This is a genomic window from Rathayibacter sp. VKM Ac-2929 (assembly GCF_022815495.1).
Lineage (GTDB): Bacteria > Actinomycetota > Actinomycetes > Actinomycetales > Microbacteriaceae > Rathayibacter > Rathayibacter festucae.
Map to the genome: position 1 here is coordinate 369,553 of NZ_JALGRV010000004.1, position 26,445 is coordinate 395,997.

The window sequence follows — 26,445 nt, forward strand, 5'->3', positions numbered from 1 at the left end:
TGATGCGCTCTCCCTGGCGAGCTCCCTCTGCGATCCCGCCCGGAGTGCCCCGTGACTCCGGACGTCATCGTCCTGAACGGCGGATCGAGCTCCGGCAAGACGACGATCGCCCGGAGTCTCCAGGCGCTCCTGCCCGATCCGTGGTTGAGCGTCTCGATCGACACCCTGGTGGACGCGCTGCCGCCCGACCTCGACGGAGGTGGAGAGGGCGTCTCCTACGGCGACGACGGCGCGGTGGAGCTCGGCGACGCCTTCCGTCGACTCGAGTCGGCCTGGATGGCCGGCGTCGTCGCGACCGCCAGTGCCGGCGCACGCATCGTCTTCGACGACGTGTTCCTCGATGCGTCGGAGTCGCAGGAGCGCCTGCGCAGCCACCTCCGCGGACTCGACGTCGTCTGGGTGGGCATCCGCTGCGCCCCCGAGGTCGCGACCGCCCGTGAGCGAGCCCGAGGCGACCGCACCACCGGGATGGCGGCACACCAGGCGGAGTCCGTCCATCGCGGCGTCGCCTACGACCTCGAGATCGACTCCGGACGGACTTCAGCAGTGGAGTGCACGCGTCGGATCGTCGAGCACATCACCGCTCTGTCGCTCCGCTGGAAGACCGCGACGCCGGGAGGGCTCGACCACCTCTGAGATCGAACCGCCGCCGCCAACGAGAAGAACCCCCCGATCTCCATGAGATCGAGGGGTTCTGCCGGTGTCCGAGGGGGGACTTGAACCCCCACGCCCTATACGGGCACTAGCACCTCAAGCTAGCGCGTCTGCCATTTCCGCCACCCGGACGAGTGTTGTTTCCGGCCTGCGTTTCCGCGGCCGAAGAAGACATTAGCACGGTTCGAACGCCTCGGATGACACCGGGGGAGAGGGGTGCCGGGAGCCCGCCCGCTAGCGTGGGGGCATGACGTCCTCCGACAGCGCCGCCGCCCCCTCCGAGTCGGATCTCGACGAGACCGCGATCATCGCGCGGGACCTCATCCGCTTCGACACCAGCAACTACGGCGACGGGAAGGCCGAGCCCGAGCGCGAGGCCGCCGAGTACGTGGCCGCCCGTCTGCGCGATCTCGGCCTCGAGCCCGAGCTGATCGACTCCGATCCCGGCCGCACCAGTGTCGTCGCCCGGGTCGCGGGCGAGGACCGCGAGCGCGGCGCCCTCGTCGTGCACGGGCACCTCGACGTCGTCCCGGCCATCGCGGACAACTGGAGCGTCGACCCGTTCGGCGGCGTCATCAAGGACGGCATGCTCTGGGGCCGCGGCGCGGTCGACATGAAGAACATGGATGCGATGATCCTCGCCTCCCTCGGCGACATCCTCGGCAGTGGCCGGAAGCCCTCCCGCGACCTCGTCATCGCCTTCTTCGCCGACGAGGAGGCCGGCGGCGTCCGCGGCTCCGGCCACCTCGTCAAGACCCGCCCCGAGCTGTTCGCCGGCGCGACCGAGGCGATCAGCGAGGTCGGCGGCTACTCGATCGAGCTCGGCGGCAAGCGCGCCTACCTCGTGCAGACCGGCGAGAAGGCGCTGCTCTGGCTCACCCTGCGCGCGCGCGGCACGGCCGGCCACGGCTCGCAGATCAACGGCGAGAACGCGGTCACCCGCCTCGCCCAGGCGATCGCGCGCATCGGCAGCGAGGAGTGGCCCACCCGCCTCACCGACACCACCCGTGAGCTGCTCGGCGAGGTCGCCCGCATCCTCGGCCACGACCCGCAGCGCAGCACCCCGGAGGAGCTCGCGCTCGCCACCGGCACCGCTTCGCGCTTCATCGCGGCGACGCTGCGCACCACGGCGAACCCGTCGATGCTCTCCGCCGGCTACAAGGCCAACGTCATCCCGGACACCGCGGAGGCGACCATCGACGTCCGCGTGCTCCCCGGCGAGGAGGACGCCGTCCTCGAGCGCCTGAAGGTCCTCGCGGGCGAGCACGTCGAGATCCTGGTCCAGCACCGCGACATCGGACTCGAGGTTCCCTTCGCCGGTCCGCTCGTGGAGAGCATGGCGGCCTCCCTCCGCCGCTTCGACCCGGAGGCGGAGGTGCTGCCGTACCTCCTGTCCGGGGGCACCGACAACAAGGCTCTCTCGACGATCGGGATCACCGGCTACGGCTTCGCGCCGCTGCAGCTGCCGGGCTCGCTCGACTTCCCGGCGCTGTTCCACGGGGTCGATGAGCGGGTTCCGCTCGACGCACTAGTGTTTGGCAGGAAGGTCCTGACCGATCTCCTCCTGCGATCCTGATGGTCAGATCGACGACCACCACCGACCGCCTGCTGGCCGACGACGCCCCAGCCCTCCTCGAAAGTGACGCATGGGCCTGCTCGAAGCGCTGATCCTGGGACTCGTCCAGGGTCTGACCGAATTCCTCCCCATCTCCTCCAGCGCCCACCTCCGGATCGTGAGCGAGCTGCTCCCCGGACTGGACGGCAAGGACACCGGAGCGGCGTTCACCGCCATCACGCAGCTGGGCACCGAGACCGCGGTCATCATCTACTTCTGGCGCGACATCGTGAAGATCGTGTCGAGCTGGTGCCGGTCGCTGGTCGGCAAGGTCCCGCGCACCGATGCGAACGCCCGGATGGGCTGGCTGATCATCATCGGCAGCCTCCCGATCATCGTGCTCGGCCTGCTCTTCCAGGACCAGATCGAGACCACGCTCCGCTCGCTCTGGGTCGTCGCCACCACGCTCATCGTCTTCGGCATCCTGCTCGGCGTCGCCGACGCCGTGGGCGCGAAGAAGCGCCGACTGCGCGACCTGAACGGCCGCGACGGCCTGATCTTCGGTGGCGCGCAGGCGCTCGCCCTCGTCCCCGGCGTCTCGCGCTCCGGCGGCACGATCACTGCCGGCCTCTTCATGGGCTACGAGCGCAAGGCCGCCGCGCGCTACTCCTTCCTGCTCGCGATCCCCGCGGTGTTCGGCAGCGGGCTCTACCAGCTGTACAAGAGCATCAGCGACCCCGAGATCCTGCCCAACCAGATCCAGGTCGGCGGGCTCGCGACCCTCGTCGCGACGATCGTGGCCTTCGTCGTCGGCTTCGTCGTGATCGCCTTCTTCATGAGCTACATCTCGCGACGCAGCTTCCTGCCGTTCGTGATCTACCGCATCGTCCTCGGCGTCGTCCTCATGGTCGCGCTGAGCACGGGCCTCCTCGCCGCGTAGATGCGCACCTGGAACGCGCCGGTCGTCCCGGCCCTGCCCGGTCGCGGACCCGTGCCGGCCGTGCACGACACCGCCACGGGTGCGCCCGTCGAGCTCGTCGCCGCGGACGGCACCGCGCGCCTCTACGTCTGCGGCATCACGCCGTACGACGCGACGCACCTCGGCCACGCCTCGACCTACCTCGCCTTCGACACGGTGCAGCGGCTCTGGCGCGACGCGGGGTACTCGGTGCTCTACGCGCAGAACGTGACCGACGTCGACGACCCGCTGCTCGAGCGGGCGACGCGCGACGGTGTGGACTGGCGCGACCTCGCCGAGGAGCAGGTCGAGCTGTTCCGCGGCGACATGACGGCGCTGCGGATCCTGCCGCCGGACCACTACGACGGGGTCACCGAGACCATCGCGCCGATCGCGGAGGCGGTCGCCCGCCTCGAGAGCGCCGGGATCGCCTACCGCGTCGCCACTCCCGAGGCCGCCGTCGACGGTGGCGAGGACCTCTACTACGACATCGCCGCCGGCGAGAGCGACGTCTGGCGCCTGGGCAGCGAGAGCAAACTCGACGCCGCGACGATGGCCGACCTCTTCGCGCAGCGCGGGGGAGACCCCGACCGCGCCGGCAAGCGCGACCCGCTCGACCCGCTGCTCTGGCGCGCCGAGCGCGCGGGCGAGCCCGCCTGGGACGCGGCCGTCGGCCGGGGCCGGCCGGGCTGGCACATCGAGTGCTCGGTGATCGCGCTCGACCGCCTCGGTCCGGAGTTCACCCTGCAGGGCGGCGGGAGCGACCTGGTCTTCCCGCACCACGAGTTCAGCGCCGCGCACGCCGCGTCGCTGTCCGGCCGGCCGCTCGCCCGCGCCTACGCGCACGCCGGCATGGTCGCGTACCAGGGCGAGAAGATGAGCAAGTCGCTCGGCAACCTCGTCCTCGTGTCGCGGCTGCGGGCGCAGGGGACGGATCCGCGCGCGATCCGCCTGGCGCTGCTGGCGCACCACTACCGCTCCGACTGGGAGTGGCTGCCTGAGGACCTGCCCGCCGCCGAGGAGCGTCTCGCGCGGTGGGAGGCGTCGCTCGCCACGAGCGGGCCGGCGTCGGCCGCGGACGTGCTCGAGCGCCTGCGCGCCGTGCTCGCGGTGGACCTCGACACCCCGGGCGGCCTCGCGGTGCTCGACGCGGCGACGGCCGGCGGCGTCGACGACCCCGCGCTCCTGAGCGACGCGATCGACGCGCTGCTCGGCGTCCGCCTGGGCTGAGCCTGCTCCCCGCCCGCGGGTGACGGGGGATCTCGATACGCCCGCTCCGCGGGCTACTCGATCAGCATGAAGTGGATCCGTGCCACCCGTGCTGGTCGAGAAGCCGCCGCAGGCGGCGTATCGAGACCCGCGCCGCGGGCTACGGGCGCCAGGGCTCCTCGCCGGAGCGGCCGTCGCCGCGGCGGCGGAGGTAGCGCTCGAACTCCTGGGCGATGGCCTCGCCGCTGGCCTCGGGGGAGTCGACGGTGTCGCGCGCCTGCTCGAGCTGGGCGATGTAGGCGGCCATCTCCTCGTCGTCGAGGGCGAGGGCGTCGATGCCGCGCTCCCACTCGCCGGCCTCCTCGACCAGGTCGCCGCGGGGGATCGCCAGTCCGACGACCTCCTCGAGCTTCTCGAGGAGCGCGAGCATCGCCTTGGGCGACGGCGCGTTGTGCACGTAGTGCGGCACGGAGGCCCAGAGCGAGACGGCCGGGATGCCGACCTTCTGCGCGGCCTCGCCGATGACGCTGAGGATGCCGACCGGCCCCTCGTAGGTGGAGCGCTCGAGCTCGAACTGGGCGCGCATCTCCGCGTTCTCGCTCGAGGCGAAGAGCGAGATCGGCCGGGTGTGCGGCACGTCGGCGAGCATCGCGCCCAGGAAGACGACGGCCGAGATGTCGATCGCGAGCATGGCGTCGACGACCTCCGACGCGAAGCTCTTCCAGCTGCGCGAGGGCTCGGTGCCGATCATCACGTAGAGGGCGCTCTCCGCGTCCACCGAGGTGTCGGCCGGGCCGAAGATCTGGGTGCCGGGCCAGGAGAGGCTGCGGCGCCCGTCCTCGCCGATCGAGAGCATCGGGCGGGTGTACTGGAAGTCGTAGTACTGCTCGGCGTCGACGGAGAAGAGGGGCACGAACTCGCCCGCGTCCTTCACCAGGCGCACCGCTCCGCTGGCCGCGTCGCCCGCGTCGTTCCAGCCCTCGAAGGCGACGACGAGGACGTTCCCCTTGATCACGTTCATAGGCGAGGTCTCCGTGTTCGGCTCGATGTCCGGGGAGCGCTGCGTGCGCTGAACCCGTTCGTCAAGGATAGGACCCGGCCCCGGACCCCTCCGTCCGGCCCGCGTCTTTCCGCTGTGCGCGTACGGTCGGCCCGATCAGGGCTGCCGGTACGATGGTCGCTCGTGACTTCCGACACCTCCCTCCCCGTGTCCCGGCCGCAGCCCCCGCTTCCGGAGGGCGCCCCCGCCGCGGTCCTCTGGGACATGGACGGCACGCTCGTCGACACGGAGCCCTACTGGATGGCGTCCGAGCACGCGCTGGTCGCCTCCTTCGGCGGCGTCTGGACGCACGAGGACGCGATGAGCCTGGTCGGCTCCGGCCTCCCCGCCTCCGCCCGCATCCTCCAGGGCAAGGGCGTCGACCTCTCCATCGAGGCGATCATCGACCGGATGACCGACGAGGTCGTCGCGCAGCTCGCCGAGAGCATCCCGTGGCGCCCCGGCGCGCTCGAGCTGCTCGCCGCCGTCCGCGCCGCGGGGGTGCCCCAGGCGCTGGTCACGATGTCGATCGGCCGGATGGCGCACGCCGTCGTCGACCGCCTCCCGTTCCCCGCCTTCGCCACCGTCGTCAGCGGCGACATGGTCGAGCGGAGCAAGCCGCACCCCGAGGCCTACCTTCTCGCCGCGCGCACCCTCGGCGTGGAGGTGGACGCCTGCGTCGCCATCGAGGACTCGCACGCGGGCCTCGCCTCCGCGGTCGCCTCGGGCGCCGCCGCGATCGGCGTGCCGCACCAGCTCGAGCTCGACGCCGACGCCCCCTATTCCCTCTGGCCCACCCTCGCGGGCCGAACCGTCGCGGACCTCGCGCTGGTGTCCTCCGAGCACCGCTCCCGCGCGCTCACGACCGAGACGGAGGCCCGCCGATGACCGGTGAGGCACTGCAGCATTCCGGACCCTTCCGCGCGGGCGACCGCGTGCAGCTGACCGGGCCGAAGGGGCGGATGAACACCATCACCCTCGTTCCGGGCAAGGTCTTCCACACCCACCGCGGCGGAATCGAGCACGACACGGTGATCGGGCTGCCCGACGGCTCCGTCGTCGTCAACACCGTCGGCGTCGAGCACCTCGCCCTGCGTCCGCTGCTCGCCGACTTCGTGATGTCGATGCCGCGCGGAGCGGCGATCGTCTACCCGAAGGACGCCGCGCAGATCCTCGCGCTCGCGGACGTCTTCCCCGGCGCCCGCGTCGTCGAGGCGGGCGTCGGCTCCGGAGCGCTCTCGCTCTGGCTGCTGCGCTCGATCGGCCCGGGCGGCCGGCTCTCCTCCTTCGAGCGCCGCGAGGAGTTCGCGGACGTCGCCCGCGCCAACATCGAGACGTTCCTCGGCTACACGCCCGACAACTGGAGCGTCACCGTCGGCGACCTCGTCGAGGAGCTGCCCGGCGCCGTCGCCCCCGGCGAGGCCGACCGCGTCGTCCTCGACATGCTCGCGCCCTGGGAGTGCCTCGACGTCGCCGCCGACGCGCTCACGCCCGGCGGCGTCCTGCTCTGCTACGTCGCGACCGTCACCCAGCTCTCGCGCGTCGCCGAGGCGATCCGGGCCTCGGGCCTGTTCACCAACCCGGCGTCGAACGAGACCATGGTCCGCGGCTGGCACGTCGAGGGTCTCGCCGTCCGCCCCGACCACCGGATGATCGGCCACACCGGCTTCCTCATCACCGCCCGCCGCCTGGCGCCGGGTGCTGTCCTGCCCGAGCTCAAGCGCCGCCCGTCCAAGACGGACTTCAGCGACGAGGACGTCGAGGCCTGGACCCCCGGCGCGCTCGGGGAGCGGGCCGTCAGCCCGAAGAGCCTGCGCAAGCGGGTGCGGGAGTCGGCCACCAGCGCCGAGCTCTCGCGGGCGCGGGGCTTCGGCGAGGCCGACGCGGACGGTGACGGCGGTCCTGCGACCGGCTCCGGTGACGACGAGGGCATCGTCTAAGCTGATCCCGGCTTTCCGGTCCCCGGACCGAGCCGCCGTCCCGATCGTCTCGCACTCGGGCCCCACCACTCCCACTTCGTGAAACGAGGACCCGTGCGCAGGACCACCGCGCTCATTGCCGGCATCGGCATCGTCGCCGCCCTGACCGGATGCTCCGCGTCCTCGTCGAAGGCCGACTGCGACGCCCCCTACTCGTCCGGCGCCTCGTCGTCGGCCGTGAAGGCGACCGGCGACTTCGGCGAGCAGCCCGACGTGACGGTGCCCTCGCCGCTGAAGGCGGACGGCACCCAGGTCAGCACGCTGATCGAGGGCTCCGGCGACCCGCTCGAGAAGGGCCAGCTCGTCACGATCGACTACACGCTGGTCAACGGCGCCGACGGCTCGGTCCTCGAGGCCTCGCCCTACGACGGCGCGAGCACCGCCACCTTCACGGTGGGCGGCGCCGGGCTCGTCGGCCTCAACCAGGGTCTGCTCTGCAGCCAGGTCGGCTCGCGCGTCGCGATCGCGATCGCCCCGGAGGACGGCTTCGGCGACTCCTCCGCCCAGCTCGGCATCTCGGCCGACGACACCCTCGTGCTCGTCGCGGACATCGAGAAGGCGTCGCTGGCCCGCGCGAACGGCGAGGCCCAGCCCGTCCCGAACGGCTTCCCCGCCGTGACGCTGGACCCGGACGGTGTCCCCGGTCTGGCCAAGCCCTCGGGCGACGCGCCCACGAAGCTCGAGATCGCCCAGCTCAAGAAGGGCGACGGCGCGGTCGTCGAGGACGGCGACACCGTCGTCGTGCAGTACACCGGCTGGCTCTGGGCCGACGGCAAGATCTTCGACTCCAGCTGGCAGAAGGGCGCCCCGGCGACCTTCGTCGCGACCGAGGGCCAGGGCGGCGTCATCGCCGGCTTCGCCAAGGCCCTGATCGGCCAGCCGGTCGGCTCCCAGGTCATCGCGATCATCCCGCCCGACGAGGGCTACGGGGACAACCCGCCGAAGGAAGGCCCGATCGCCGCCGACTCCACGCTCGTCTTCGTGGCCGACGTCCTCGCGATCGACTGAGTCCGCTCCCGGAATATCGCGGCCAGGGCAGTTCTGCTGTTCGAAGTGGGTGACACTCGCCTGGCTGCAGAGCGTCCCCAAGACGGCTGACGCCACAGGGCGGTGTGTTCCGCGCCACAGCACAGGACAAGCACTCATGGGACCTACTCTCGACGCGACAACGTTGTCCAGAGAGAGGGTCAGAAAGTGCACGTCATCAAGAAGAAAATCCTCACTACGGTGCTTGCTGCAGCGGCCGCTCTTTCAGGAGCGGTGGTCGTCAGCGGTCCTGCGCATGCCGACGCGACACCACGACCGTCCATCGCCTGCGGGTCACGAAGCTCGTACGATTATGAGACCGGCTTCGGCTTGGGCCAATTCTTCAAAGCGGGATCCTTCTGTCTGACAGAAGGACCATTCAAGGCGGTCTTCCAAGGCGACGGCAACCTTGTGGTCTACAAGAACGATCAAGTGCTGTGGTCGTCTAATACCGCGTCCCCGCGAGAAAGAAGTCTCGCCATGCGGGGCAATGGTGATGTAGTGATCCAAGACGGTTCCCCTTACTGCTGCGGGTTCGCATGGTCGACAGGAACATCTGGCACGGTCGGCTTTTACAGATTGGCCATGCAATCAGATGGCAACTTCGTCCTTTACAACAAGTCGCACGTTTCTCTTCCATTCCGAGCACTGTGGTCCTCCGGCACTGCCGGACGATGACGCGGAGGCACGTCGGGGGCGGCGGGGCCCGGCCCTAGACTGGAGGGCGTGCCCGCCGACGCTTCGACCTCGAGCCGCATCCCGGCCGAGGAGCGTCTGTTCAACCTGGTGCTGGCGCTCGTGGCTGCCGAGAACGGACTGACGAAGGCCGACGTGCTCTCCACGGTGCAGGGCTATCGGCAGCGCTCCGATCCCGGCGACCGCGCCTCGCTCGAGCGGCAGTTCGAGCGCGACAAGGACGATCTGCGCGAGCTCGGCATCCCGATCGAGACGGTCGACGCGCCCGGCGACCCGGGCAACACCCAGACGGTCCGCTACCGGATCGCCAAGCGCAGCTACGACCTCCCCGCCGACCTCTCCTTCGACCAGGAGGAGATGGCGCTGCTGCGCCTCGCCGGCGCGGTCTGGCGCGAGGGCACGCTCTCCGCGGAGTCGCGCCGCGCCCTGATCAAGCTGCGCTCGCTCGGCGTCGACTCGGTCGACCCGGTGATCGGCATCAGCCCCTCGATCCGGGTGCGCGAGGCCTCCTTCGAGCCGCTCAACGCGGCGCTCGACCGCGGCCAGGTCGTCCGCTTCCCTTACCTCAAGCCCGGTGGCGACGAGCCGCGGACGCGCACCGTCCGTCCGCGCGCGCTCGTCAACCACCAGGGCCGCTGGCACCTGCACGGCTGGGACGAGACCGCCGAGGGCACCCGCACCTTCCTCCTCTCCCGCATCGTCGGACCCGTCGCGACCACCGGTCGCACCGCCCCGGCCGAGCCGGGCGACCACGCCGCCACCGCCCTCGCCCAGCTCGACGAGATCCTCGCCCGCAGCACCGCCCTCCTGCAGGTCGCGCCCGACTCCGACGCGGCACTCCGGCTCGGCGTGCGCGCCGAGGCGGCGGGGGAGGGCACAGATCTGCTGCGCCTGCACTTCACCGACGCCGACGTCCTCGCGGACGAGCTCGCCGGCTACGGCCCCGAGGTCGTCGTCCTCGAGCCGGAGGAGCTGCGCCGCAAGGTCGTCGACCGCCTGCGCCGCTCCCTCAGCGACCACTCCTCCGGCGACCACTCCGTCACCGAGCACGGGGGAGCCGCCCGTGGCTAGGCCCCGCTCGCTCCAGGCGCGGGACCGCCTCGCCGTCCTGCTCTCGCTCGTCCCGTACCTCCTCGATCGCGGCCGGGTGAGCGTGGCCGAGGTCGCCGCGCACTTCGAGATCGCCGAGGAGGAGGTCCGCCGCGCCGTCCGGCTGATCGCCGTCTCCGGCATCCCCGGCGAGACCTCGCAGTACCAGTCCAACGACCTCTTCGACATCAGCTGGGACGACTTCGAGGAGAACGACCACATCGTCCTCACCCAGCAGGTCGCCATCGACGACTCGCCGCGCTTCTCGGCGCGCGAGGCCGCGGCGCTCATCGCCGGGATGCAGTACCTGGCCGCCCTGCCCGAGAACCAGGGCAACGATCGCATCGCCTCGCTGATGGGCAAGCTCGCCCGCGGCGCCTCCTCGGCTCCGACCGCCGTCGCGGTCGCCCGGGGCGTCGGCGCGGACGCCTCGCTCGCCATCCTCCGCACCTCGCTCGCGGCCGGGACGCAGCTCGCCTTCGACTACCGCAGCGCCCGCGGCGAGACGGAGTCGCGGCTCGTCGACCCGTTCCTGCTGGAGTCGGTCGACCGCGACTGGTACCTGCGCGGCTGGGACCACCTGCGCGAGGGCGTCCGCACCTTCCGCGTGGACCGGATGCGCGCGCTCACCGACACCGGGACCCCGATCGTCCGCCGCCGCAACGAGGTCACGCTGCCCGACCGGCTGTTCGAGGCGTCCGCCTCCGACCTCCTGATCGACCTCCGGGTCGCCCCGGGCTCGGTCGCGCTGCTGGGCGACTACGCCGCGGACGCCGAGTTCCCGTCGGTTCCCGCCGGAGACGAGGGTGCGGGAGTGCTCGTCCGGATCCGCGTCGCGCACCTCGCCGGTCTCACCCGCCTGGTCGCCTCGCTGCCCGGGCTCGTGACCGTCGTCGCCCCCGAGGCGGCGCGGACCGCCGTCGCCGAGTGGACCCGCGCCGCGCTGACGGCCAACGGAGAGGAGACCCCGTGACCTGGTGGTCCTGGATCCTGATCTGGCTCGCCCTCGCGATCGCCGCTCTGGCGGTGCTCGTGCTGTTCGGGCTGTCCTACTGGCGGAAGGGCCGGCTGCTGCTCGGCCAGCTGGAGGAGATCACCGCGAAGCTCGACGCCCTGCAGGTGCCGGAGCCCGCCGAGGCGTCGACCCGGCCGCCGTCCTCGCTCTTCGCCGATCGCGACGAGGTCCGCCGCGGTCACGAGTCCCGCCGGGACGCCCGCCGGGAGAGGACCGAGGATCGCCGGTCACTCCGGGTCGAACGGGGTAGGCTCCTGGTACACCGCAACCGACAAGTGAAGTGAGACTGCAATGTTCGCTGGCCTCCAGGGGTGGCACCTCCTCATCATCCTCGCCGTCATCCTCCTCCTCTTCGGTGCGCCCAAGCTTCCTCAGCTCGCGCGCAGCGTCGGGCAGTCGATGCGCATCTTCAAGAGCGAGGTCAAGACCATGAAGGACGAGGACGGGACCGAGCGCAAGGACGCGACGGACTCGACCACGGCTTCGGGCTCGACCACCGCCACGGGTACGACCACCGGCACCGGCACGACGCTGCCGCCCGAGTCCCCGCTCAAGTAATGACCTCCGTGGCAGCGAAGAAGCCACGGACGAAGCGAGCGGGGAAGAACCCCGAGGGACGCATGTCCCTCGGGTCCCACCTGATCGAGCTTCGCAACCGGCTCTTCATCGCGGCGATCGCGATCGCGGTCTGCTGCGTCGCCGGCTGGTTCCTCTCGGACTGGGTGCTCGAGGCCCTCAAGGCCCCGATCGCCGAAGTAGCCCGCGATCAGAACAAGACCGCGGTCCTCAACTTCGAGACGATCACCGGCGCGTTCGACCTCAAGCTCCAGATCGCGATGACCATCGGCATCGTGATCGCGAGCCCGGTCTGGCTGTTCCAGATCTGGGCGTTCCTCGTCCCCGGTCTGACCGGCAAGGAGGTCCGCTACGGCCTCGGCTTCATCCTCACCGCGATCCCGCTGTTCTTCGCGGGCTGCGCCTCGGGCTGGTTCGTCTTCCCGCACATCGTCGAGCTGCTGACGAGCTTCACCGGCTCGGACGCGGCGAGCGTGCTCAGCGCGAAGACGTACTACGACTTCGTGCTCAAGCTCGTGCTGGTCGTCGGCATCGCCTTCGTGCTGCCGGTCTTCCTGGTGCTGCTGAACTTCGTCGGCATCCTGCCCGGCTCGCTGATGATCAAGTCGTGGCGCGTCGCCATCATGGTGATCGTGCTCTTCACGGCCATCGCCACCCCGGCGGCGGATCCGATCTCGATGTTCCTGCTGGCGATCCCGATCACGATCCTGTTCTTCGCCGCCTGCGGCATCGCGATCCTGCACGACAGGCGCGTCGCCAAGCGGCAGATCGTCTTCGACGGCAGTCCCTCCGACCTGCCGGCGTGACCGGCGCCACTCCCGCCGAGCGCTTCGCGGCGTTCCGCACACGACAGGGCCACGCGAGGGTCGAGGCGTTCCGCTCGACCCTCGCGTTCGACCTCGACCCCTTCCAGTACGAGGCCTGCAGCGCGCTCGACGACGGGCGGAGCGTCCTCGTCGCCGCACCGACCGGCGCCGGCAAGACGGCGGTCGCCGAGTTCGCCATCCACCTGGCGATGCAGGATCCGAACGCCAAGGTCTTCTACACGACGCCGATGAAGGCGCTCAGCAACCAGAAGTTCCAGGAGTTCGTCGAGGACTACGGAGCGTCCGAGGTCGGCCTGCTCACCGGCGACTCGAACGTCAACGCGCGCGCCCGGATCGTCGTGATGACGACCGAGGTGCTCCGCAACATGCTCTACGCGGACTCCGACCTGCTCCGCGACCTCGCCTACGTCGTGATGGACGAGGTGCACTACCTCGCCGACCGCTTCCGCGGCGCGGTCTGGGAGGAGGTCATCATCCACCTCCCGCAGTCGGTCCGGCTGGTGTCGCTCAGCGCGACCGTGTCGAACGCCGAGGAGTTCGGCGACTGGCTGCAGACCGTCCGCGGCGAGACCGAGGTCATCGTCTCGGAGGAGCGGCCGGTGCCGCTCGACCAGCACGTCCTCGTCGGCGGCAAGCTGCTCGATCTCTTCGACTCGTCCGGGCGCGCGGCGACCAACCGCGTGAATCCCGAGCTGGCGCGCCTCGCGCAGGGCGGCACCCGCGTCGAGCGCGGCGGTCGCGGCTCCGGTCGCGGCCGGGGTGGCGGCGGCGGTCGCTTCCACGAGACCCGCGCCGAGGACCTCGTCCCGCGCTCCGAGGTGGTCGAGATCCTGCGCGGCAAGAACCTGCTGCCGGCCATCTTCTTCGTCTTCAGCCGCAACGGCTGCGACCAGGCCGTCCGCCAGGTGCTGCGCTCGGGCGTCCGGCTCACCGAGCGGCATGAGCGCGACGAGATCCGCGCGATCGTCGAGGAGCGCTGCCGGACGATCCGCGACGAGGACCTCGCGGTCCTCGGCTACTGGGAGTGGCTCGACGGGCTGCAGCGCGGCGTCGCCGCGCACCACGCCGGCATGCTGCCCGCGTTCAAGGAGGTCGTCGAGGAGCTGTTCCTCCGCCGCCTGGTCCGCGTGGTCTTCGCCACCGAGACGCTCGCGCTCGGCATCAACATGCCCGCCCGCACGGTCGTGCTCGAGAAGCTCGAGAAGTTCAACGGCGAGTCCCGGGTGCCGATCACCCCGGGCGAGTACACCCAGCTGACCGGTCGCGCCGGCCGCCGCGGGATCGACGTCGAGGGCCACTCGGTGATCCAGTGGCGCGGCGGGATGAACCCCCAGGCCGTCGCCTCGCTCGCCTCGCGCCGCACCTACCCGCTCAACTCGTCCTTCCGGCCCAGCTACAACATGGCGGCCAACCTGATCGACCAGTTCGGCCGGGCCCGCACGCGCGAGATCCTCGAGTCCTCGTTCGCGCAGTTCCAGGCGGACCGCTCCGTCGTCGACCTGGCGCGCCGGGTCCGGCAGCAGGAGACCTCGCTCGAGGGCTACGTCACCGCGATGCAGTGCCACCTCGGCGACTTCGAGCAGTACGCCGCGATCCGCCGCGAGATCGGCGAGCTGGAGCGCCGCGGCGCCGTGCGCGGCGAGTCCGCATCGCACAGCGAGCGCGAGAAGCGGCAGGGGCAGCTCAGCGATTTGCGCCGCCGGATGAAGGCGCACCCCTGTCACGCCTGCTCGGATCGCGAGCAGCACGCCCGCTGGGCGGAGCGCTGGTGGAAGCTGCGCAAGGAGACCGACGAGATCGAGCGTCAGATCCGCTCGCGCACCGGCGCGGTCGCCCGCATCTTCGACCGGATCACGGACGTGCTGAGGGAGCTCGGCTACTTCCGGCTCGACGAGGCCGGCGAGCTGTCCCTCACCCCGAACGGCCGGACGCTCAAGCGCATCTACGGCGACCGCGACCTGCTCGTGGCGGAGTGCCTGCGCAAGCAGGCCTGGACCGAGCTCGACCCGGCCGGTCTCGCCGCGATGGCGTGCTGCCTGGTCTTCGAGCCCCGCCGCGAGGAGGGCACCCTCGGTGAGAAGCATCTCCCGCGCGGCACCTTCCCCGAGGCGCTCGAGAAGACGCAGCTGCTGTGGGCGAAGCTCGACGACGTCGAGCGCGACCACCGGCTCCCGGGCAGCAACCCGATCTCCACCAGCCTGGCGCTGCCGATGAACATGTGGGCGCGCGGGATGCCGCTCGACGCGGTCCTCCGCGAGTCCGACATGGCCGCCGGCGACTTCGTCCGCTGGGCGAAGCAGACGATCGACCTGCTCGACCAGCTCTCGCTGGTGGCCGAGGGCAAGGTCGGGCGCGCCGCCCGTGCCGCGCTCGAGCTCGTCCGGCACGGCATCGTCGCCTACTCGACGGTCGCATGAGGGCGGTGATCTCGGCGCCCACCGGGCGCACGGCACCGCTGTGGCTGGCGATCCCGCTCGCGGCCCTCGGCGGGGCGACCCTCGACCGCGGCTTCCCCGACTCCGACGTCTGGCCGCTCGCGATCGTCGGCACCGCCGCGATCCTGTTCGCGCTGGCCGGCCGCGGCTTCTGGAGCGGTGCGCTGGTCGGCCTGGTCGGCGGCGCGGTCTTCTGGGGTGTGCACATCCAGTGGCTGACGCTCTACCTCGGCCTCGTGCCGTGGGCGGCGCTGGCCGGGCTGCAGGCGATCTTCTTCGCGCTCTCCTCCGGCCTGACGGCGATGCTGCTGACGCGGGGGCAGCGGGTCTGGACGGGGCCGCTCGGCCGGATGATCGGGCTGCCCGCGCTGGTCGCTGCGCTCTGGGTGGGCCGCGAGACGATCACGATCCAGTGGCCGTACGGCGGGTTCGCCTGGGGGCGGCTCGCGCTCTCGCAGTCGACGGGGCCGCTCGCGGACCTCGCCGCCTGGGTCGGCTTCTCCGGCCTGAGCTTCGTGGTCGCGTTCCTCGCGGCGACGCTGGCGCAGGCGGTTCGGACGACGTCGGTTCCGGCCTCGGGCCGCGCGGCCGTCGTCGCCGGCTTCTCCATCGTGGCGCTCGTCTTCCCGGCCTGGCCCGCGCCGACCGAGGGGACGACGCGGATCGCCGCGGTGCAGGGCGACTCCGACGCGGGTCTGTTCTCGCAGAGCTATCGCGGGCAGATCCTCGAGGACCACACCTCCGCGACGCTGCCGATCATCGACGAGGACGTCGACATGGTGGTCTGGCCGGAGAACGGCGTCGACGTCGATCCGACGCGGAACGCTCAGTCGGCCGCCGTCCTCGACTACCTCAGCAGCCGGATGGACGCGCCCTTCATCGTCGGGACGATCACGAACCCCTCCGACGACGTCTTCTACAACAGCTCGCTGCTCTGGAAGGCGGGGGAGGGCGCGACCCAGATCTACGACAAGGTGCACCCGGTGCCGTTCGCCGAGTACATGCCGGACCGCGCCTTCTGGCGGATGTTCGCACCCGACCTCGTGGACCTGGTCAGCCGCGACTACTCGATCGGCACCCGCTCGAACGTCTTCGACATCAACGGGATCCTGGCGGGCATCGCGATCTGCTTCGACATCTCGGACGACTCGCTGACGAACGCCATGGTCGACGGCGGGGCGCAGCTGGTGCTCGCGCAGACCAACAACGCCGACTTCGGGCGGACGGACGAGAGCGTCCAGCAGCTGGCGATCGGGCGGCTGCGGGCGATCGAGACGGGCCGCAGCGTGGTCAACATCTCGACGGTCGGCACGAGCGCCATCATCGCGCCGGACGGCTCGACGATCGACTCGCTGGAGTGGTTCGAGCCGGGTGCGATGGTGGACGAGGTACCGCTCGCCTCGGTCACGACCCCGGCGCTGGTCTGGGCGCGGAACCTCGGCTGGTACTTCCTCGCCGCGAGTCTCATCGGGCTGGTGTCGTTCGTGCTGCGGACGCGCACGCCGCGGCGTCGGCGCTAGCGCGCGAAGCGCGTCCGGGCACGAAGAAGGGTCCGCCGGCCGGCGAGGACGCCGGCCGAGCAGGACCCTGGGGCGCTATGCGCCGATCTTGTGCTCTCCGCGACGGGCGCGGAGGTAGGCGAGGCGCTCCTCGAGCAGCTCCTCGAGTTCCGCACGGGTGCGGCGCTCCAGCAGCATGTCCCAGTGGGTGCGCGGTGCCTTCTGCTCGCCCCGGTCGACGACGACGGGCTTCGAATCCACCAGCAGCACGGCCTCGTGGCCGCAGTTGCGGCACTCCCAGGTCTCGGGCGCTTCGGCGTCGGCCGAGAACACCATGTCGGTGTCGTGGCCGCAATCCGAGCAGTGGTACGTGAACGTCGATCGCGGTGAGAAGACGACGCCTTCTTCGCTCTGCAGGCTCTGTGAGCCGAGCCTCATCCCGCGCAAGCTTCGATCTGCCATTGTGTGGTCTCCTCTCGCTGTGCTCCGACAAGTGTCGACCGCGGACCTGGGGGTGGTCGGGGGAGGCCTCCGTTTGCCAGAGGATCGTCAGGTGAACCGGCCTTCTCCGGCGTGATCGGAGGGGCCGTCGTCGCGGCCTGAAGCACCGTCCACGGCGGTGCGGGCGAGGTCGGTCCGGTCGGTCACGAGGCCGTCGACGCCGAGGTCGAGGAGGGCGCGCATCCGCCGCGGATCGTTGATCGTCCAGAGGTGGATCTCGGCTCCGGTGATCCGCAGTCGCGCGAGGATCCGGGGTGCGGTGACCCGCAGTCCGGCCGCGCGCTCGGGGACCTGGAGGGCGTCGATGCCGCGGAGCGCCCGCCGGACGAGGGACGGGGACCCGAGGTGCGCGCCGACGAGGGCGGCGACGAAGCGGGGCGCGGAGGCGGAGGTCGCGACCCCCGGGAGCCGTCGCACGGCCGCGCGGCGCCGCGACTCCGAGAAGGAGGTGATCAGCACGCGGTCCCGCGCAGCTGCTGCCCGGACCGCCTCGACCACCGGGACGACGGCCGTCCTCGCCTTGACGTCGATGTTGAAGCGGGCGTGCGGGAGCAGGCGGAGCGCCTCGACGAGGGGGAGCAGCCCCTCCCCGGAGGGCAGGACGAGATCGGCCAGCTCCTCCCAGCGGGTGGTCTCGATCCGATGGCGGACACCGCGCTCGTCCGCGACCTCCTCGTCGTGCATGAGCACCGCGACGCCGTCGAGCGAGGCGCGGACGTCGGTCTCGAGCAGGTCCGCGCCCGCGGCGAGGGCGCGCTCGAAGGACTCCAGCGTGTTCCCCTCACCGCCCGGCGCGAAGCCGCGGTGGGCGATGACGCGCGGCCGCCGTCCCGAGAGGAACGGCGGCCGCGTGGTCGTCATGGCAGAGGAGCCCTAGAAGGACGGGGCCGGGGGAGTCATCGCCGAGCCGTCCTGCTCGCGGTCCGGCCGGGTCGGCGAGTTCTTGCCGAACGCCTGACCCATGCCCTTGAGCGCCTCCGTGAGCTCGCTCGGCACGATCCAGAGCTTGTTGGCGCTTCCCTCGGCGATCTTGGGCAGCATCTGCAGGTACTCGTAGGCGAGCAGCTCGTTGTCCGGGCGGCCCTCGTGGATGGCGGAGAAGACGGTGGTGATCGCCTTCGCCTCACCCTCGGCGCGGAGGACCGCGGCCTTCGCGTCACCCTCGGCCGCGAGGATCGCCGCTTGGCGGTGTCCCTCCGCGTTCAGGATCTGCGACTGCTTCGTGCCCTCGGCGGTGAGGATCACCGCACGGCGGTCGCGCTCGGCGCGCATCTGCTTCTCCATCGAGTCCTGGATGGAGATCGGCGGGTCGATCGCCTTGAGCTCGACGCGTCCGACGCGGATGCCCCACTTGCCGGTGGCCTCGTCGAGGACGATGCGCAGCTGGCCGTTGATGTTGTCGCGGGAGGTCAGCGCCTCCTCCAGGTTCAACCCGCCGACCACATTGCGGAGCGTGGTGGTGGTGAGCTGCTCGACGGCGCCGAGGTAGTTGGCGATCTCGTAGGTCGCGGCCCGGGCGTCGGTCACCTGGAAGTAGACGACCGTGTCGATCGAGACGACCAGGTTGTCCTCGGTGATGACGGGCTGCGGCGGGAAGGAGACGACCTGCTCGCGCAGATCGACGGACGGGCGGACCCGGTCGATGAAGGGGATCACCAGGTTGAGGCCCGGGAGGAGGGTGCGGTGGTACTTGCCCAGGCGCTCGACGACCCCGGCCGTGGCCTGCGGGACGATGCGGATGGCCTTGAACAGCACCACCAGGGCGAAGAGCACGATGACCGCGATGATCACCGTGGTCACGACTGCTGCGGTGTTCACGAGGAGCTCCTTTCGGCGGGGACGACGACCGCGGTCGCGCCCTCGATGGCGGTGACGACGACACGTTCGCCGAGACCGAGCGGACGGGATTCGACGAGCGGGGACAGCTTGAGCGTCCACGTCTCGCCGTTGACGAGCTTCACCTGGCCCGGGCCGGGCCCCGCGATGACGACGCTGCCGGCGAGGCCGAGCAGCGCGTCGGCTCCGGTCGGCGTGGGGTCGCCGCCGCGCTTGAGCAGCCGCAGCAGCGGGGGCCTGACCAGGAAGAGCAGCAGCACGGCGACGACCGCGGCGACCGGGACCTGCACCCAGAACGGGGCGCCGGCGAGGCCGGTCGCGAGGCCGCCGATGCTGCCGACCGCGAGCATCAGGAAGGTGAACTCGAGAGTGATCATCTCGACGATCACGAAGATCAGGATGAGGGCGATCCAGAGGATCCAGGCGTACTGAGTCACTGCGTCCATGCGGTGCTCCTTCCCCTTACGAGCACGGGAGTCAACGGTAGCAAGGGGGGCTGGGAGGGGAGTGGGCGGCGCGGGACCGGCGCCGGCGGCGGCGGCTTGGTAGGCTCCTGCGTCGGGCCGTGGGCCCGTCACCCGTGCCCGATCCGGCTCCTGCGCCGGCGTCCTGGAGGATCTCCTCGTGTCCAACCCCCTCGCTCCCGGCTCGCTCGACGGCAAGCGCGTCCTCGTCACCGGCTCCTCGCGCGGCATCGGCGCCGACACCGTCCGCTACTTCGCCGAGGCCGGCGCGAGCGTCGTCGTCAACTACCGCTCGAAGGCGCCGCGCGCGACGAAGCTCGTCGACCAGATCACCGCCGCGGGCGGCTCGGCCTTCGCCGTGGGCGCCGACCTCACCGACGCGGAGTCGCGGACCGCGCTCTTCGCGGAGATCGAGGAGAGGCTCGGCGGGCTCGACGTGCTCGTGCTGAACGCCTCCGGCGGCATGGAGAGCAACATGGGCGAGGACTACGCGATGGTCCTCAACCGCGACTCCCAGGTCGCCACGCTCGAGGCGGCGCTGCCGCTGCTCGGCGAAGGCTCGCGCATCGTCTTCGTCACCAGCCACCAGGCGCACTTCATCCGGACCACGCCGACCATGCCGGAGTACGAGCCGGTCGCGCTGTCCAAGCGCGCGGGCGAGGACGCCCTCCGCGAGCGGATCCCGGCGCTGACCGAGCGCGGTGTCGAGTTCGTGATCGTCTCCGGCGACATGATCGAGGGCACCATCACTGCGACGCTGCTCGAGCGCTCGAACCCCGGCGCGATCAGCTCGCGTCGCGAATCGGCGGGGAAGCTCTACAACGTCGGCGAGTTCGCGGCCGAGGTCGCCCTCGCGGCGGTCGAGCCGATCCCCGCCGAGAACACCCGCCTCGTCGGCGACACGGCCGACTTCGCCTGACTCCGGCGCCTGAGGGGCGCGTCCGGCGTTGCAGGGCGGAGCCTCATCGGGTTCGGCACCGCCCTGCGGGACCAGGACGTCCTGATGCTGTTCGCAGCGGCGGCCGCGGCGGATTGGTCGGGATCCCCGTGCGGTCAGCGGGTCGCGGCCGTCCTCGGGTCGGTCACGAACCTGATCGCGGGGAGGCCGGCCAGCTCCGGCGACACGCAGGCGATGACCTCGGCGCAGTGGTCGACGGACCGCCGGCGCAGGAACGACCAGCACTTCAGCGAGGCGGGGCGGCGCTCCAGCGGCAGGTGCGCGGCCTCGACGAGGATCGCAGTGGGCGAGCGGTGCAGGATCCGGACCGGGACGTGGATGCTGCGGCCGTCGAGCATCCACTCCGAGACGGCCCGCAGCCGGCCGCGCTGCTGATCGACGCCGATGGTGAGGACGCTCCGGAAGTCCTCTGAGGCGGCTCCCATGCCGATCTGGAAGTCACCGTCGGTGCCGTCGAGGAGGAAGGCGACGTCGAGTCCGCTCCGGTGACGGACGGCGAAGGTCGTGAGCGGGCGCGCGCTCTCGGGGGTCGACGCCGGGGCGCCGGTCTCGCGGGAGCGCTGCTGCGCGACGTCCAGGTCCATGGGGGCACTCGTTCCGTCGGTGCGCGTCATCCTCGACACGCCCTGCTGCGAGTGTAGAGGCGGGCGCTCAGCCGTGTCCTCCTCCGCACACTCCGGCCGAGGGGACCGCCGCTGCAGACCGCCCCGGTCCCCTGCGGACGGCCGGGCTTCCGGCCGTGCCCGCTCCCGCGATCAGGGCGAGGGGCAGGAGGATCGAGACGCCGGGGCCCCAGCCGGTGAGCTCGAGGGTCCAGTCGCCGAGGGCGGTGCCGAGCGCGAAGGTGACGAGGACGGTGAGCCAGTAGAGCGCCTCGCGAAGCTCTCGCCGACGGTGGTGCAGAGGATCTTGATGATCCAGAACCAGATCGTGTCCTCGGGGACCTTGCTGAGCAGCCGGTGCACCGGGAAGCGGGTCGTCGTCGTTGACGTGTCCATGCCCGCGGAGTCCCAGCCGGGACGGGGGCGGCGGCTCGGGATGCGCCCTGCTGCGTTGTGTTCGCTCACAACGACCAGAAGCTCCCGAACGCGATCGGGTCGGCACCGAGCCGAGGAGCCGAGGCTCTGTGGTTTCACAACGGATGCGGGGGAATCCTCCGCCACCACAGGCCGCGCGTTCGTAGCGTGTATTTCCTTCGGCGCGCTCCGCGTCGAGAGACGAGGACGACACTGATGCCGAACCGGGAACCCGCGACAGACGGTGCGATCGCCTATCGGGCGGCGCGGCGCTGGCCGCTGATCTCGGCGGGCCTCGCGGTGCTGCTCACCGGACTCCTGGCCGCGCTGATCTTCTACCGCGAGCACGACAAGCCGTTCGGGTTCGACACCGCGTGGATGAACGAGGTCGTCGAGCACCGGTCCACGTTCTGGCTGGTGCCGTCGCTGGTGATGAACAGCCTCGGCGGCGGGATCGTCGGCACGATCGTGGTCCCGCTCGTCGTGTTCGCGGCGCTGCTGGTCTGGCGGGGTCGGTGGGCGGCGACGTACTTCGCGATCGCCGCGCCGCTGAGTGGGCTGCTGGTGCAGATCCTCAAGAACGCGGTGGGGCGTCCGCGGCCGCTGGAGATCCTCGTGAACGCCGACTTCGGCTCGTTCCCCTCCGGCCACAGCGCGAACGCCGCCACGACCGCGGTGGTCCTCGCGATCGTCTTCCCGCTGTGGTGGGTCCGGATCGCCGGTGCCTTCTACACGGTGGCGATGATGCTCAGCCGCACGTACCTCGGTGCGCACTGGATCTCCGACACCGTCGGCGGGCTGCTCCTGGGCGCCGGCGTAGCGCTGATCGTCTGGGCGCCGCTCGCGGTCCGGCTGCACACCGAGCGCGTGTCGTCACCGCCGCCCCTCTGGCGGCGGGTCGACCAGCGACGCTCACTCGGCTGATGCCCCGTCAGGGCCGAGGCTTCACCAGATCGCCGCGAAGGACTACGAGAAGGACGACGGCTACGACCGACCCGGACGCGACCAGGCCGGCGAGCACGACGATCTGGAAGACGCCCGCCGCCACCGGCGAGAGTCCGCCGAAGACGGCGCCGATGAACGCACCGGGCAGGACGACGAGACCCGTGGTCCTCGTCTGGTCGGTCAGCGGCACGAGCCCGGTCCAGGCCGCCTCCCGCGCCAGGCCGAGCGTGGCCTGCCGCGGCCGCGCGCCGAGAGCCAGCCAGCCCTCGACCTGATCCCAGCGGTCGGCGAGCGTCGCGGCCAGCGCTCGACCGGTGACGGTCGCGACGGTCATCGCGCCGCCGAGGAGGATCCCGCCGACCGCGAGGACGTAGCGGCCGGTGAACGGGACGGCCCCGAGCCCGAAGACGATCCCGGCGCTCACCGCGACCCCGGCCGCCATCGCCGCGGTGACGGCGAGGACCGTGCGCCGGGTGCGGCCGAGGCGACCGGCCGCGGTGAGCACCGCGGCACCGAACATGACGGCCAGGAAGAGCAGGACCCAGTGGAGGTCCGCGATGACTCCCGAGAGGATCACCGCGAGCACCCCGAGCTGAACAGCCCCACGGAGGATCGCCAGCGCCGGCCGCGCGAACGAGACGACTCCGAACGTGCGGAGTGCGGCGATCGAGACCGCCCCGCACACGGCGACGGCGAGGATCACGGCAGCAGCGTCCACGGCGCCGGTCATCCGTCGGCTCCTTCCGGCTCGGCCGATCCGCTGGCAACGGCGCTGACAGCGCGCCGGTCCGGGGGCGGGTGGGCGCTGTACACATCTTCAACGACGACGGCCGAGGGCACAGCGGGCACGCCGCCGCGGTCGTCGAGCATGGCGGGATGACGCACCTCGCCGCCCCGCGCCTCCGGTCCCGTCCCGACCCGCGCCGCCTCCTCGCCGGGCGGTACGGCGCCTCCACGGTGCCCGAGGCGACGGCGCTGTTCTGGATCCTGAAGGTGCTGACCACCGGGATGGGCGAGACGGCGTCGGACTTCCTCGCGACCGCGTTCGACCCCGTGATAGTGGTCGTCGCGACCGGGCTCGCGTTCCTCGCGGCCCTCGGGCTGCAGTTCGCGGTCCGCCGGTACCTCCCCCTGGGTGTACTGGCTGGCCGTGCTGATGGTGAGCGTCTTCGGCACGATGGCCGCCGACGTGCTGCACGTCGTCGCCGGCGTCCCCTACCTCGTCTCCACCCTCGGGTTCGCGGTGGCTCTCGCCGCAGTCTTCGCCGTGTGGTGGCGGATGGAGCGGACGCTGTCGATCCACTCGATCACGACGCCGCGCCGGGCCCTGTTCTACTGGCTCGCCGTCTCCGGGACGTTCGCGCTCGGCACCGCAGCAGGCGACCTGACCGCGTCGACCCTCGGGTTCGGCTACCTGCCCTCCGCGGTCCTGTTCGCGCTGATCATCGCGGTGCCGGCCGTCGCGCACCGGTTCGCGGGGATGACTGCGGTCCTCGCGTTCTGGTCCGCCTACGTCGTCACCCGGCCGCTCGGTGCGTCGGTGTGCGACTGGCTCGCGGACCCGGTGAGCCGCAGCGGGCTCGGCCTGGGGACGGGCCCGGTCACGCTCGCCGCTCTGGCGGTGTTCCTGCTGCTGGTCGCCGTGATCGCGGTCGGCCGTCGGCCACGCGCGGCCGCACCGGCGCCGACCGTCTGACGACCGCGGTCAGGCGGCGTCGCGGCGGGCGCGGTTCTTCTGCCGCCAGTAGGTGAGCGCGATCCCGGCGAGGCTGATCACGACGATGCCGACGAGGACGATGTCGATGTACTTCCCCACGAAGTCCGCGACGCCGGGGATCCGCCCGAGGAAGAAGCCGAGCAGGATGACGCCGGTGGACCAGACGGCCGCGCCGAGGGCGTTGAAGCCGACGAAGTGGGCGTAGTGCATCTTCCCGACTCCGGCGGCGACGGGGGCGAAGGTGCGGACGACCGGGACGAAGCGGGCGATGGTGACCGCCCAGCCGCCGAAGCGGTCGAAGAACTTCTGGGTGCGGGCGACGCTCGAGCGGCTGAACAGGCCGCTGTCCTTGCGCTCGAAGATCCGCGGGCCGGTCTCGCGGCCGATGACGAACCCGAGCTGATCGCCCAGGAACGCGGACGCGGCGACCATCAGGATCACCAGCGGCACCGGGAGGGAGATCACGCCGGTCGCGACGAAGACTCCGGTGAAGAAGAGGAGGGTGTCGCCGGGGAGGAAGAACCCGATCAGCAGGCCCGTCTCGACGAAGGCGATCAGGCAGACCAGGGCGATCGCCCAGGGGCCGGCACCGTCGAGGAGGGATTGGGGGTCGATCATCGGTTCTCCTTGGGAGGGGTGTGGTCGGGATGCGTCGTGGGGAGTCGGATCTCGACACCGAGGCCGTGGGGGGCGAGGTTGCTGATCGTGAACTGTCCGCCGGCGGCCCGGCTGAGCCCGGCGACGATGGCGAGGCCCAGGCCGGCGCCGCCCTCCCGGGAGCGGGCGGCGTCCGGGCGGGTGAAGCGGTCGGTCGCGACGGCGAGGAACGCGTCGGGGACGCCCGGGCCGTCGTCGTCGACGGAGAGGACGATCTCGTCGGCGCGCTCGACGAGGGTCGCGGTGACGCTGCCGCCGTCGGGCGTCGCGGTGACGGCGTTCGCGAGCAGGTTGTCCAGGATGCGGCCGAAGTCGGTCGGGGAGACCGGGTAGCGGGCTGCGGTGATCGAGGCGGGGGCGACGAAGTCGATCGCGAGATCCCGGTCGCGGGCGAGCATCCGGGCGCGGTCGACGCTGTCAGCGACCTCCTCGCGCAGGGCCGCCGAGGAGGCGACGCCGGCGACGGTGCCGGCGTCGATCCTCGAGAGGATCAGCAGCCCGTCGGTCAGGGACTGGAGGCGGTCGATCGAGCGGCGCGCGTCGACGACGTCGGCGTAGAGCGCCGCCGGATCGTCGCGGACGCGCTCGGCGAGCTCGAGGCGGGTGCGCAGGGCAGCGAGGGGGGTCCGCAGTTCGTGGCTCGCGTCGGCGACGAGCCGCCGCTCCCGGTCCGCCGACTCCCGCAGATCCGCGATCAGCGCATTCAGCGTCGCGGCGAGGTCGGAGAGCTCGTCGCGGGCGGGCCCGACAGGGAGGAGCTCGGTGGAGCGGCCGTGGCGCAGCCGGTCGGCGATCGCGCGCATCCGGCCGACGGGGCGCAGCGCGAGGCCGACGAGGAGCCAGGAGGTGGCGGCGAACGCGACGAACAGGATCGCCAGGGCGATCAGCAGGGTGGTGCTGACACCGCCCACCACCGCCTCGGCGGTGTCGCGGCTCTCCTCGATCAGCGCCTGCGACGCTCCCGAGCGGACGAGCTCGATCGTGGAGGCGTCGAGGATGTGATCGAGCTGCTCGCGGACGATGACAGCGACGACGCCGAAGAACAGCATCGCGACCAGCAGGCTCGACACCGTGATCCGCACGCGGATCGACAGCGACCGCCAGCTCACGGCTTCACTTCGAGGCGGTAGCCCGCACCGCGCCGGGTGGTGATCTCGACCGACGCCCCGCCGGCAGCGAGCTTGCGGCGGAGGTAGCTGATGTACTGCTCCGCGATGTTGTGGTCGACGAACTCCGCGGAGCGCCAGACCTCGAGCAGGATCTCCTCCCGCGGCACGAACTCGCCGGCCCGCGCCGCGAGCGCGCGGAGCACCCCGAACTCCTTCGGGCTCAACGGCAGCACGGACCCGTCGACGGAGGCGGTGTGCGTGTAGGGGTCCACCCGGAGATCGCCGAGCACGACCGGGGCGCGGTTCGTCAGGCGCTCGCGGCGGATCATCGCCCGCAGGCGGGCGGAGAGCTCCTCGAAGTGGAACGGCTTCGCGAGGTAGTCGTCGGCGCCGGCATCGAGGCCGAAGACCCGGTCCTGCAGCGCGTCGCGGGCGGTGAGCATGATCACCGGGAGCGTGGCGCCGGTCGCGCGCAGGTGCCGGCAGATCTCGAAGCCGCTCATGCCGGGAAGCATCACGTCCAGGACGGCCGCCGCGTACTCGGTGCCGCGCGCCGCGTTCAGCGCACCGATGCCGTCGGGGAACAGGTCGACGTCGTAGCCGTCGCCGGTGAGACCTCGCACGAGGAGCTCCCCCATCTCGACGTCGTCCTCCACGACCAGCACCGCGTCACGCATCAGGGCCT

General features: G+C 71.5%; 28 protein-coding genes, 1 tRNA gene and 1 pseudogene. 19 read left to right on the top strand and 11 right to left on the bottom strand.

What is annotated here, in order from left to right; all coding sequences use genetic code 11:
- The first annotated feature begins 51 nt into the window (after positions 1-51).
- The gene (locus tag MT355_RS14250; protein WP_243600009.1) at positions 52-636 is read left to right on the top strand and encodes an AAA family ATPase; all 585 of its coding nucleotides are present in this window, start codon (positions 52-54) and stop codon (positions 634-636) included.
- Between the two features lie 65 nt (positions 637-701).
- Here MT355_RS14250 and MT355_RS14255 read toward each other — a convergent pair.
- A tRNA-Leu gene (locus MT355_RS14255) sits at positions 702-786 on the bottom strand.
- A 115-nt stretch (positions 787-901) separates the two neighbouring features.
- On the opposite strand from MT355_RS14255, the gene MT355_RS14260 reads away from it, so the two are divergent.
- The 3 genes from MT355_RS14260 (at position 902) to mshC (ending at position 4,397) form a co-directional block, all read left to right on the top strand.
- Positions 902-2,230 (top strand): M20/M25/M40 family metallo-hydrolase, encoded by a 1,329-nt coding sequence (locus MT355_RS14260; RefSeq protein ID WP_123735753.1) that lies wholly within the window; start codon positions 902-904, stop codon positions 2,228-2,230.
- A 70-nt stretch (positions 2,231-2,300) separates the two neighbouring features.
- Positions 2,301-3,149 carry an undecaprenyl-diphosphate phosphatase gene (locus tag MT355_RS14265; RefSeq protein WP_243600010.1) on the top strand — a complete coding sequence of 283 codons (849 nt, stop codon included), beginning with the start codon at positions 2,301-2,303 and terminating at the stop codon, positions 3,147-3,149.
- Complete coding sequence (gene mshC, locus MT355_RS14270; RefSeq protein WP_243600011.1) at positions 3,150-4,397, top strand: cysteine--1-D-myo-inosityl 2-amino-2-deoxy-alpha-D-glucopyranoside ligase; 1,248 nt, start codon at positions 3,150-3,152, stop codon at positions 4,395-4,397.
- A gap of 139 nt (positions 4,398-4,536) precedes the next feature.
- On the opposite strand, the gene MT355_RS14275 is transcribed toward mshC, so the two are convergent.
- Complete coding sequence (locus MT355_RS14275) at positions 4,537-5,397, bottom strand: proteasome assembly chaperone family protein (protein ID WP_123704219.1); 861 nt, start codon at positions 5,395-5,397, stop codon at positions 4,537-4,539.
- A gap of 162 nt (positions 5,398-5,559) precedes the next feature.
- Here MT355_RS14275 and MT355_RS14280 point away from each other — a divergent pair, with 162 nt between their 5' ends.
- The 11 genes from MT355_RS14280 to lnt all read left to right on the top strand — a co-directional run bounded on the left by MT355_RS14280 (position 5,560) and on the right by lnt (position 16,578).
- Complete coding sequence (locus tag MT355_RS14280) at positions 5,560-6,303, top strand: HAD family phosphatase (protein ID WP_308197392.1); 744 nt, start codon at positions 5,560-5,562, stop codon at positions 6,301-6,303.
- On the top strand, positions 6,300-7,355 hold the full coding sequence (locus tag MT355_RS14285; RefSeq protein WP_243600012.1) for a tRNA (adenine-N1)-methyltransferase: 1,056 nt from the start codon (positions 6,300-6,302) through the stop codon (positions 7,353-7,355). The genes MT355_RS14280 and MT355_RS14285 overlap by 4 nt, the downstream gene beginning before the upstream one ends.
- Positions 7,356-7,448: 93 nt before the next feature.
- Positions 7,449-8,402 (top strand): FKBP-type peptidyl-prolyl cis-trans isomerase, encoded by a 954-nt coding sequence (locus MT355_RS14290; RefSeq protein WP_243600013.1) that lies wholly within the window; start codon positions 7,449-7,451, stop codon positions 8,400-8,402.
- 186 nt (positions 8,403-8,588) lie between these two features.
- The gene (locus MT355_RS14295; protein ID WP_243600014.1) at positions 8,589-9,098 is read left to right on the top strand and encodes a hypothetical protein; all 510 of its coding nucleotides are present in this window, start codon (positions 8,589-8,591) and stop codon (positions 9,096-9,098) included.
- 48 nt (positions 9,099-9,146) lie between these two features.
- Positions 9,147-10,187, top strand: a complete 1,041-nt coding sequence (locus MT355_RS14300) for a YafY family protein (protein WP_243600015.1) — start codon at positions 9,147-9,149, stop codon at positions 10,185-10,187.
- Positions 10,180-11,178 (top strand): YafY family protein, encoded by a 999-nt coding sequence (locus tag MT355_RS21630; protein ID WP_243600016.1) that lies wholly within the window; start codon positions 10,180-10,182, stop codon positions 11,176-11,178. The genes MT355_RS14300 and MT355_RS21630 overlap by 8 nt, the downstream gene beginning before the upstream one ends.
- Positions 11,175-11,504 carry a hypothetical protein gene (locus MT355_RS14310; protein ID WP_123446331.1) on the top strand — a complete coding sequence of 110 codons (330 nt, stop codon included), beginning with the start codon at positions 11,175-11,177 and terminating at the stop codon, positions 11,502-11,504. Before MT355_RS21630 ends, MT355_RS14310 begins: the two co-directional genes overlap by 4 nt.
- Positions 11,505-11,511: 7 nt before the next feature.
- Positions 11,512-11,778: a Sec-independent protein translocase subunit TatA gene (tatA, locus tag MT355_RS14315; protein ID WP_123446332.1), complete on the top strand. Its 267-nt coding sequence runs from the start codon at positions 11,512-11,514 to the stop codon at positions 11,776-11,778.
- A 62-nt stretch (positions 11,779-11,840) separates the two neighbouring features.
- Positions 11,841-12,602 carry a twin-arginine translocase subunit TatC gene (gene tatC / locus MT355_RS14320; protein ID WP_123704207.1) on the top strand — a complete coding sequence of 254 codons (762 nt, stop codon included), beginning with the start codon at positions 11,841-11,843 and terminating at the stop codon, positions 12,600-12,602.
- Positions 12,599-15,040, top strand: a complete 2,442-nt coding sequence (locus MT355_RS14325) for an RNA helicase (protein ID WP_243600017.1) — start codon at positions 12,599-12,601, stop codon at positions 15,038-15,040. Before tatC ends, MT355_RS14325 begins: the two co-directional genes overlap by 4 nt.
- The gene (gene lnt / locus MT355_RS14330) at positions 15,037-16,578 is read left to right on the top strand and encodes an apolipoprotein N-acyltransferase (RefSeq protein WP_279392411.1); all 1,542 of its coding nucleotides are present in this window, start codon (positions 15,037-15,039) and stop codon (positions 16,576-16,578) included. The genes MT355_RS14325 and lnt overlap by 4 nt, the downstream gene beginning before the upstream one ends.
- 75 nt (positions 16,579-16,653) lie before the next feature.
- Here the strand turns inward: lnt and MT355_RS14335 are convergent, their stop codons facing one another.
- From MT355_RS14335 to MT355_RS14350, 4 genes are all read right to left on the bottom strand, one after another.
- Complete coding sequence (locus tag MT355_RS14335; RefSeq protein ID WP_123446336.1) at positions 16,654-17,019, bottom strand: RNA polymerase-binding protein RbpA; 366 nt, start codon at positions 17,017-17,019, stop codon at positions 16,654-16,656.
- 87 nt (positions 17,020-17,106) lie between these two features.
- Complete coding sequence (locus MT355_RS14340; RefSeq protein ID WP_243600019.1) at positions 17,107-17,919, bottom strand: glycerophosphodiester phosphodiesterase family protein; 813 nt, start codon at positions 17,917-17,919, stop codon at positions 17,107-17,109.
- 12 nt (positions 17,920-17,931) lie between these two features.
- The gene (locus MT355_RS14345) at positions 17,932-18,849 is read right to left on the bottom strand and encodes an SPFH domain-containing protein (RefSeq protein ID WP_374204662.1); all 918 of its coding nucleotides are present in this window, start codon (positions 18,847-18,849) and stop codon (positions 17,932-17,934) included.
- A 23-nt stretch (positions 18,850-18,872) separates the two neighbouring features.
- Positions 18,873-19,340 carry an NfeD family protein gene (locus MT355_RS14350; protein ID WP_243600021.1) on the bottom strand — a complete coding sequence of 156 codons (468 nt, stop codon included), beginning with the start codon at positions 19,338-19,340 and terminating at the stop codon, positions 18,873-18,875.
- Between the two features lie 178 nt (positions 19,341-19,518).
- Between MT355_RS14350 and MT355_RS14355 the strand changes: the two genes are divergently transcribed.
- Positions 19,519-20,277: an SDR family oxidoreductase gene (locus tag MT355_RS14355; protein WP_243600022.1), complete on the top strand. Its 759-nt coding sequence runs from the start codon at positions 19,519-19,521 to the stop codon at positions 20,275-20,277.
- 134 nt (positions 20,278-20,411) lie between these two features.
- Here the strand turns inward: MT355_RS14355 and MT355_RS14360 are convergent, their stop codons facing one another.
- Entirely contained in the window at positions 20,412-20,900 is a 489-nt protein-coding gene (locus MT355_RS14360; protein WP_127886831.1) for a hypothetical protein, read from the bottom strand.
- Between the two features lie 648 nt (positions 20,901-21,548).
- Here MT355_RS14360 and MT355_RS14365 point away from each other — a divergent pair.
- Positions 21,549-22,256: a phosphatase PAP2 family protein gene (locus MT355_RS14365; protein ID WP_243600023.1), complete on the top strand. Its 708-nt coding sequence runs from the start codon at positions 21,549-21,551 to the stop codon at positions 22,254-22,256.
- Between the two features lie 7 nt (positions 22,257-22,263).
- On the opposite strand, the gene MT355_RS14370 is transcribed toward MT355_RS14365, so the two are convergent.
- Positions 22,264-23,007, bottom strand: coding sequence for an ABC transporter permease (locus MT355_RS14370; protein ID WP_243600024.1), 744 nt, complete (start codon positions 23,005-23,007; stop codon positions 22,264-22,266).
- Positions 23,008-23,285: 278 nt separating this feature from the next.
- Here MT355_RS14370 and MT355_RS14375 point away from each other — a divergent pair.
- Together MT355_RS14375 and MT355_RS14380 are read left to right on the top strand one after the other, a co-directional pair.
- Positions 23,286-23,342: pseudogene (locus MT355_RS14375) on the top strand (hypothetical protein); the annotation flags it as partial.
- Positions 23,343-23,433: 91 nt separating this feature from the next.
- A complete protein-coding gene (locus MT355_RS14380) occupies positions 23,434-23,973 on the top strand; it encodes a hypothetical protein (protein ID WP_243600286.1) in 540 nt (179 codons plus the stop codon).
- A gap of 9 nt (positions 23,974-23,982) precedes the next feature.
- On the opposite strand, the gene MT355_RS14385 is transcribed toward MT355_RS14380, so the two are convergent.
- From MT355_RS14385 to MT355_RS14395, 3 genes are read right to left on the bottom strand one after another with little or no spacing between them, the layout of a single operon-like run.
- Positions 23,983-24,612 carry a DedA family protein gene (locus MT355_RS14385; RefSeq protein ID WP_243600025.1) on the bottom strand — a complete coding sequence of 210 codons (630 nt, stop codon included), beginning with the start codon at positions 24,610-24,612 and terminating at the stop codon, positions 23,983-23,985.
- Positions 24,609-25,760 carry a HAMP domain-containing sensor histidine kinase gene (locus tag MT355_RS14390; RefSeq protein ID WP_243600026.1) on the bottom strand — a complete coding sequence of 384 codons (1,152 nt, stop codon included), beginning with the start codon at positions 25,758-25,760 and terminating at the stop codon, positions 24,609-24,611. The genes MT355_RS14385 and MT355_RS14390 overlap by 4 nt, the downstream gene beginning before the upstream one ends.
- A complete protein-coding gene (locus MT355_RS14395; RefSeq protein ID WP_243600027.1) occupies positions 25,757-26,437 on the bottom strand; it encodes a response regulator transcription factor in 681 nt (226 codons plus the stop codon). Before MT355_RS14395 ends, MT355_RS14390 begins: the two co-directional genes overlap by 4 nt.
- Positions 26,438-26,445 lie beyond the last annotated feature (8 nt).

Bases quoted from the DNA above. Each gene is read 5' to 3' on its own strand.
- MT355_RS14260 (WP_123735753.1), top strand. From the start codon at position 902: ATGACGTCCTCCGACAGCGCCGCCGCCCCCTCCGAGTCGGATCTCGAC.
- MT355_RS14265 (WP_243600010.1), top strand. From the start codon at position 2,301: ATGGGCCTGCTCGAAGCGCTGATCCTGGGACTCGTCCAGGGTCTGACC.
- mshC (WP_243600011.1), top strand. From the start codon at position 3,150: ATGCGCACCTGGAACGCGCCGGTCGTCCCGGCCCTGCCCGGTCGCGGA.
- MT355_RS14275 (WP_123704219.1), bottom strand. From the start codon at position 5,397: ATGAACGTGATCAAGGGGAACGTCCTCGTCGTCGCCTTCGAGGGCTGG.
- MT355_RS14285 (WP_243600012.1), top strand. From the start codon at position 6,300: ATGACCGGTGAGGCACTGCAGCATTCCGGACCCTTCCGCGCGGGCGAC.
- tatA (WP_123446332.1), top strand. From the start codon at position 11,512: ATGTTCGCTGGCCTCCAGGGGTGGCACCTCCTCATCATCCTCGCCGTC.
- tatC (WP_123704207.1), top strand. From the start codon at position 11,841: ATGTCCCTCGGGTCCCACCTGATCGAGCTTCGCAACCGGCTCTTCATC.
- lnt (WP_279392411.1), top strand. From the start codon at position 15,037: ATGAGGGCGGTGATCTCGGCGCCCACCGGGCGCACGGCACCGCTGTGG.
- MT355_RS14335 (WP_123446336.1), bottom strand. From the start codon at position 17,019: ATGGCAGATCGAAGCTTGCGCGGGATGAGGCTCGGCTCACAGAGCCTG.
- MT355_RS14340 (WP_243600019.1), bottom strand. From the start codon at position 17,919: ATGACGACCACGCGGCCGCCGTTCCTCTCGGGACGGCGGCCGCGCGTC.
- MT355_RS14350 (WP_243600021.1), bottom strand. From the start codon at position 19,340: ATGGACGCAGTGACTCAGTACGCCTGGATCCTCTGGATCGCCCTCATC.
- MT355_RS14360 (WP_127886831.1), bottom strand. From the start codon at position 20,900: ATGGACCTGGACGTCGCGCAGCAGCGCTCCCGCGAGACCGGCGCCCCG.
- MT355_RS14365 (WP_243600023.1), top strand. From the start codon at position 21,549: ATGCCGAACCGGGAACCCGCGACAGACGGTGCGATCGCCTATCGGGCG.
- MT355_RS14370 (WP_243600024.1), bottom strand. From the start codon at position 23,007: ATGACCGGCGCCGTGGACGCTGCTGCCGTGATCCTCGCCGTCGCCGTG.
- MT355_RS14380 (WP_243600286.1), top strand. From the start codon at position 23,434: ATGGTGAGCGTCTTCGGCACGATGGCCGCCGACGTGCTGCACGTCGTC.
- MT355_RS14385 (WP_243600025.1), bottom strand. From the start codon at position 24,612: ATGATCGACCCCCAATCCCTCCTCGACGGTGCCGGCCCCTGGGCGATC.
- MT355_RS14395 (WP_243600027.1), bottom strand. From the start codon at position 26,437: ATGCGTGACGCGGTGCTGGTCGTGGAGGACGACGTCGAGATGGGGGAG.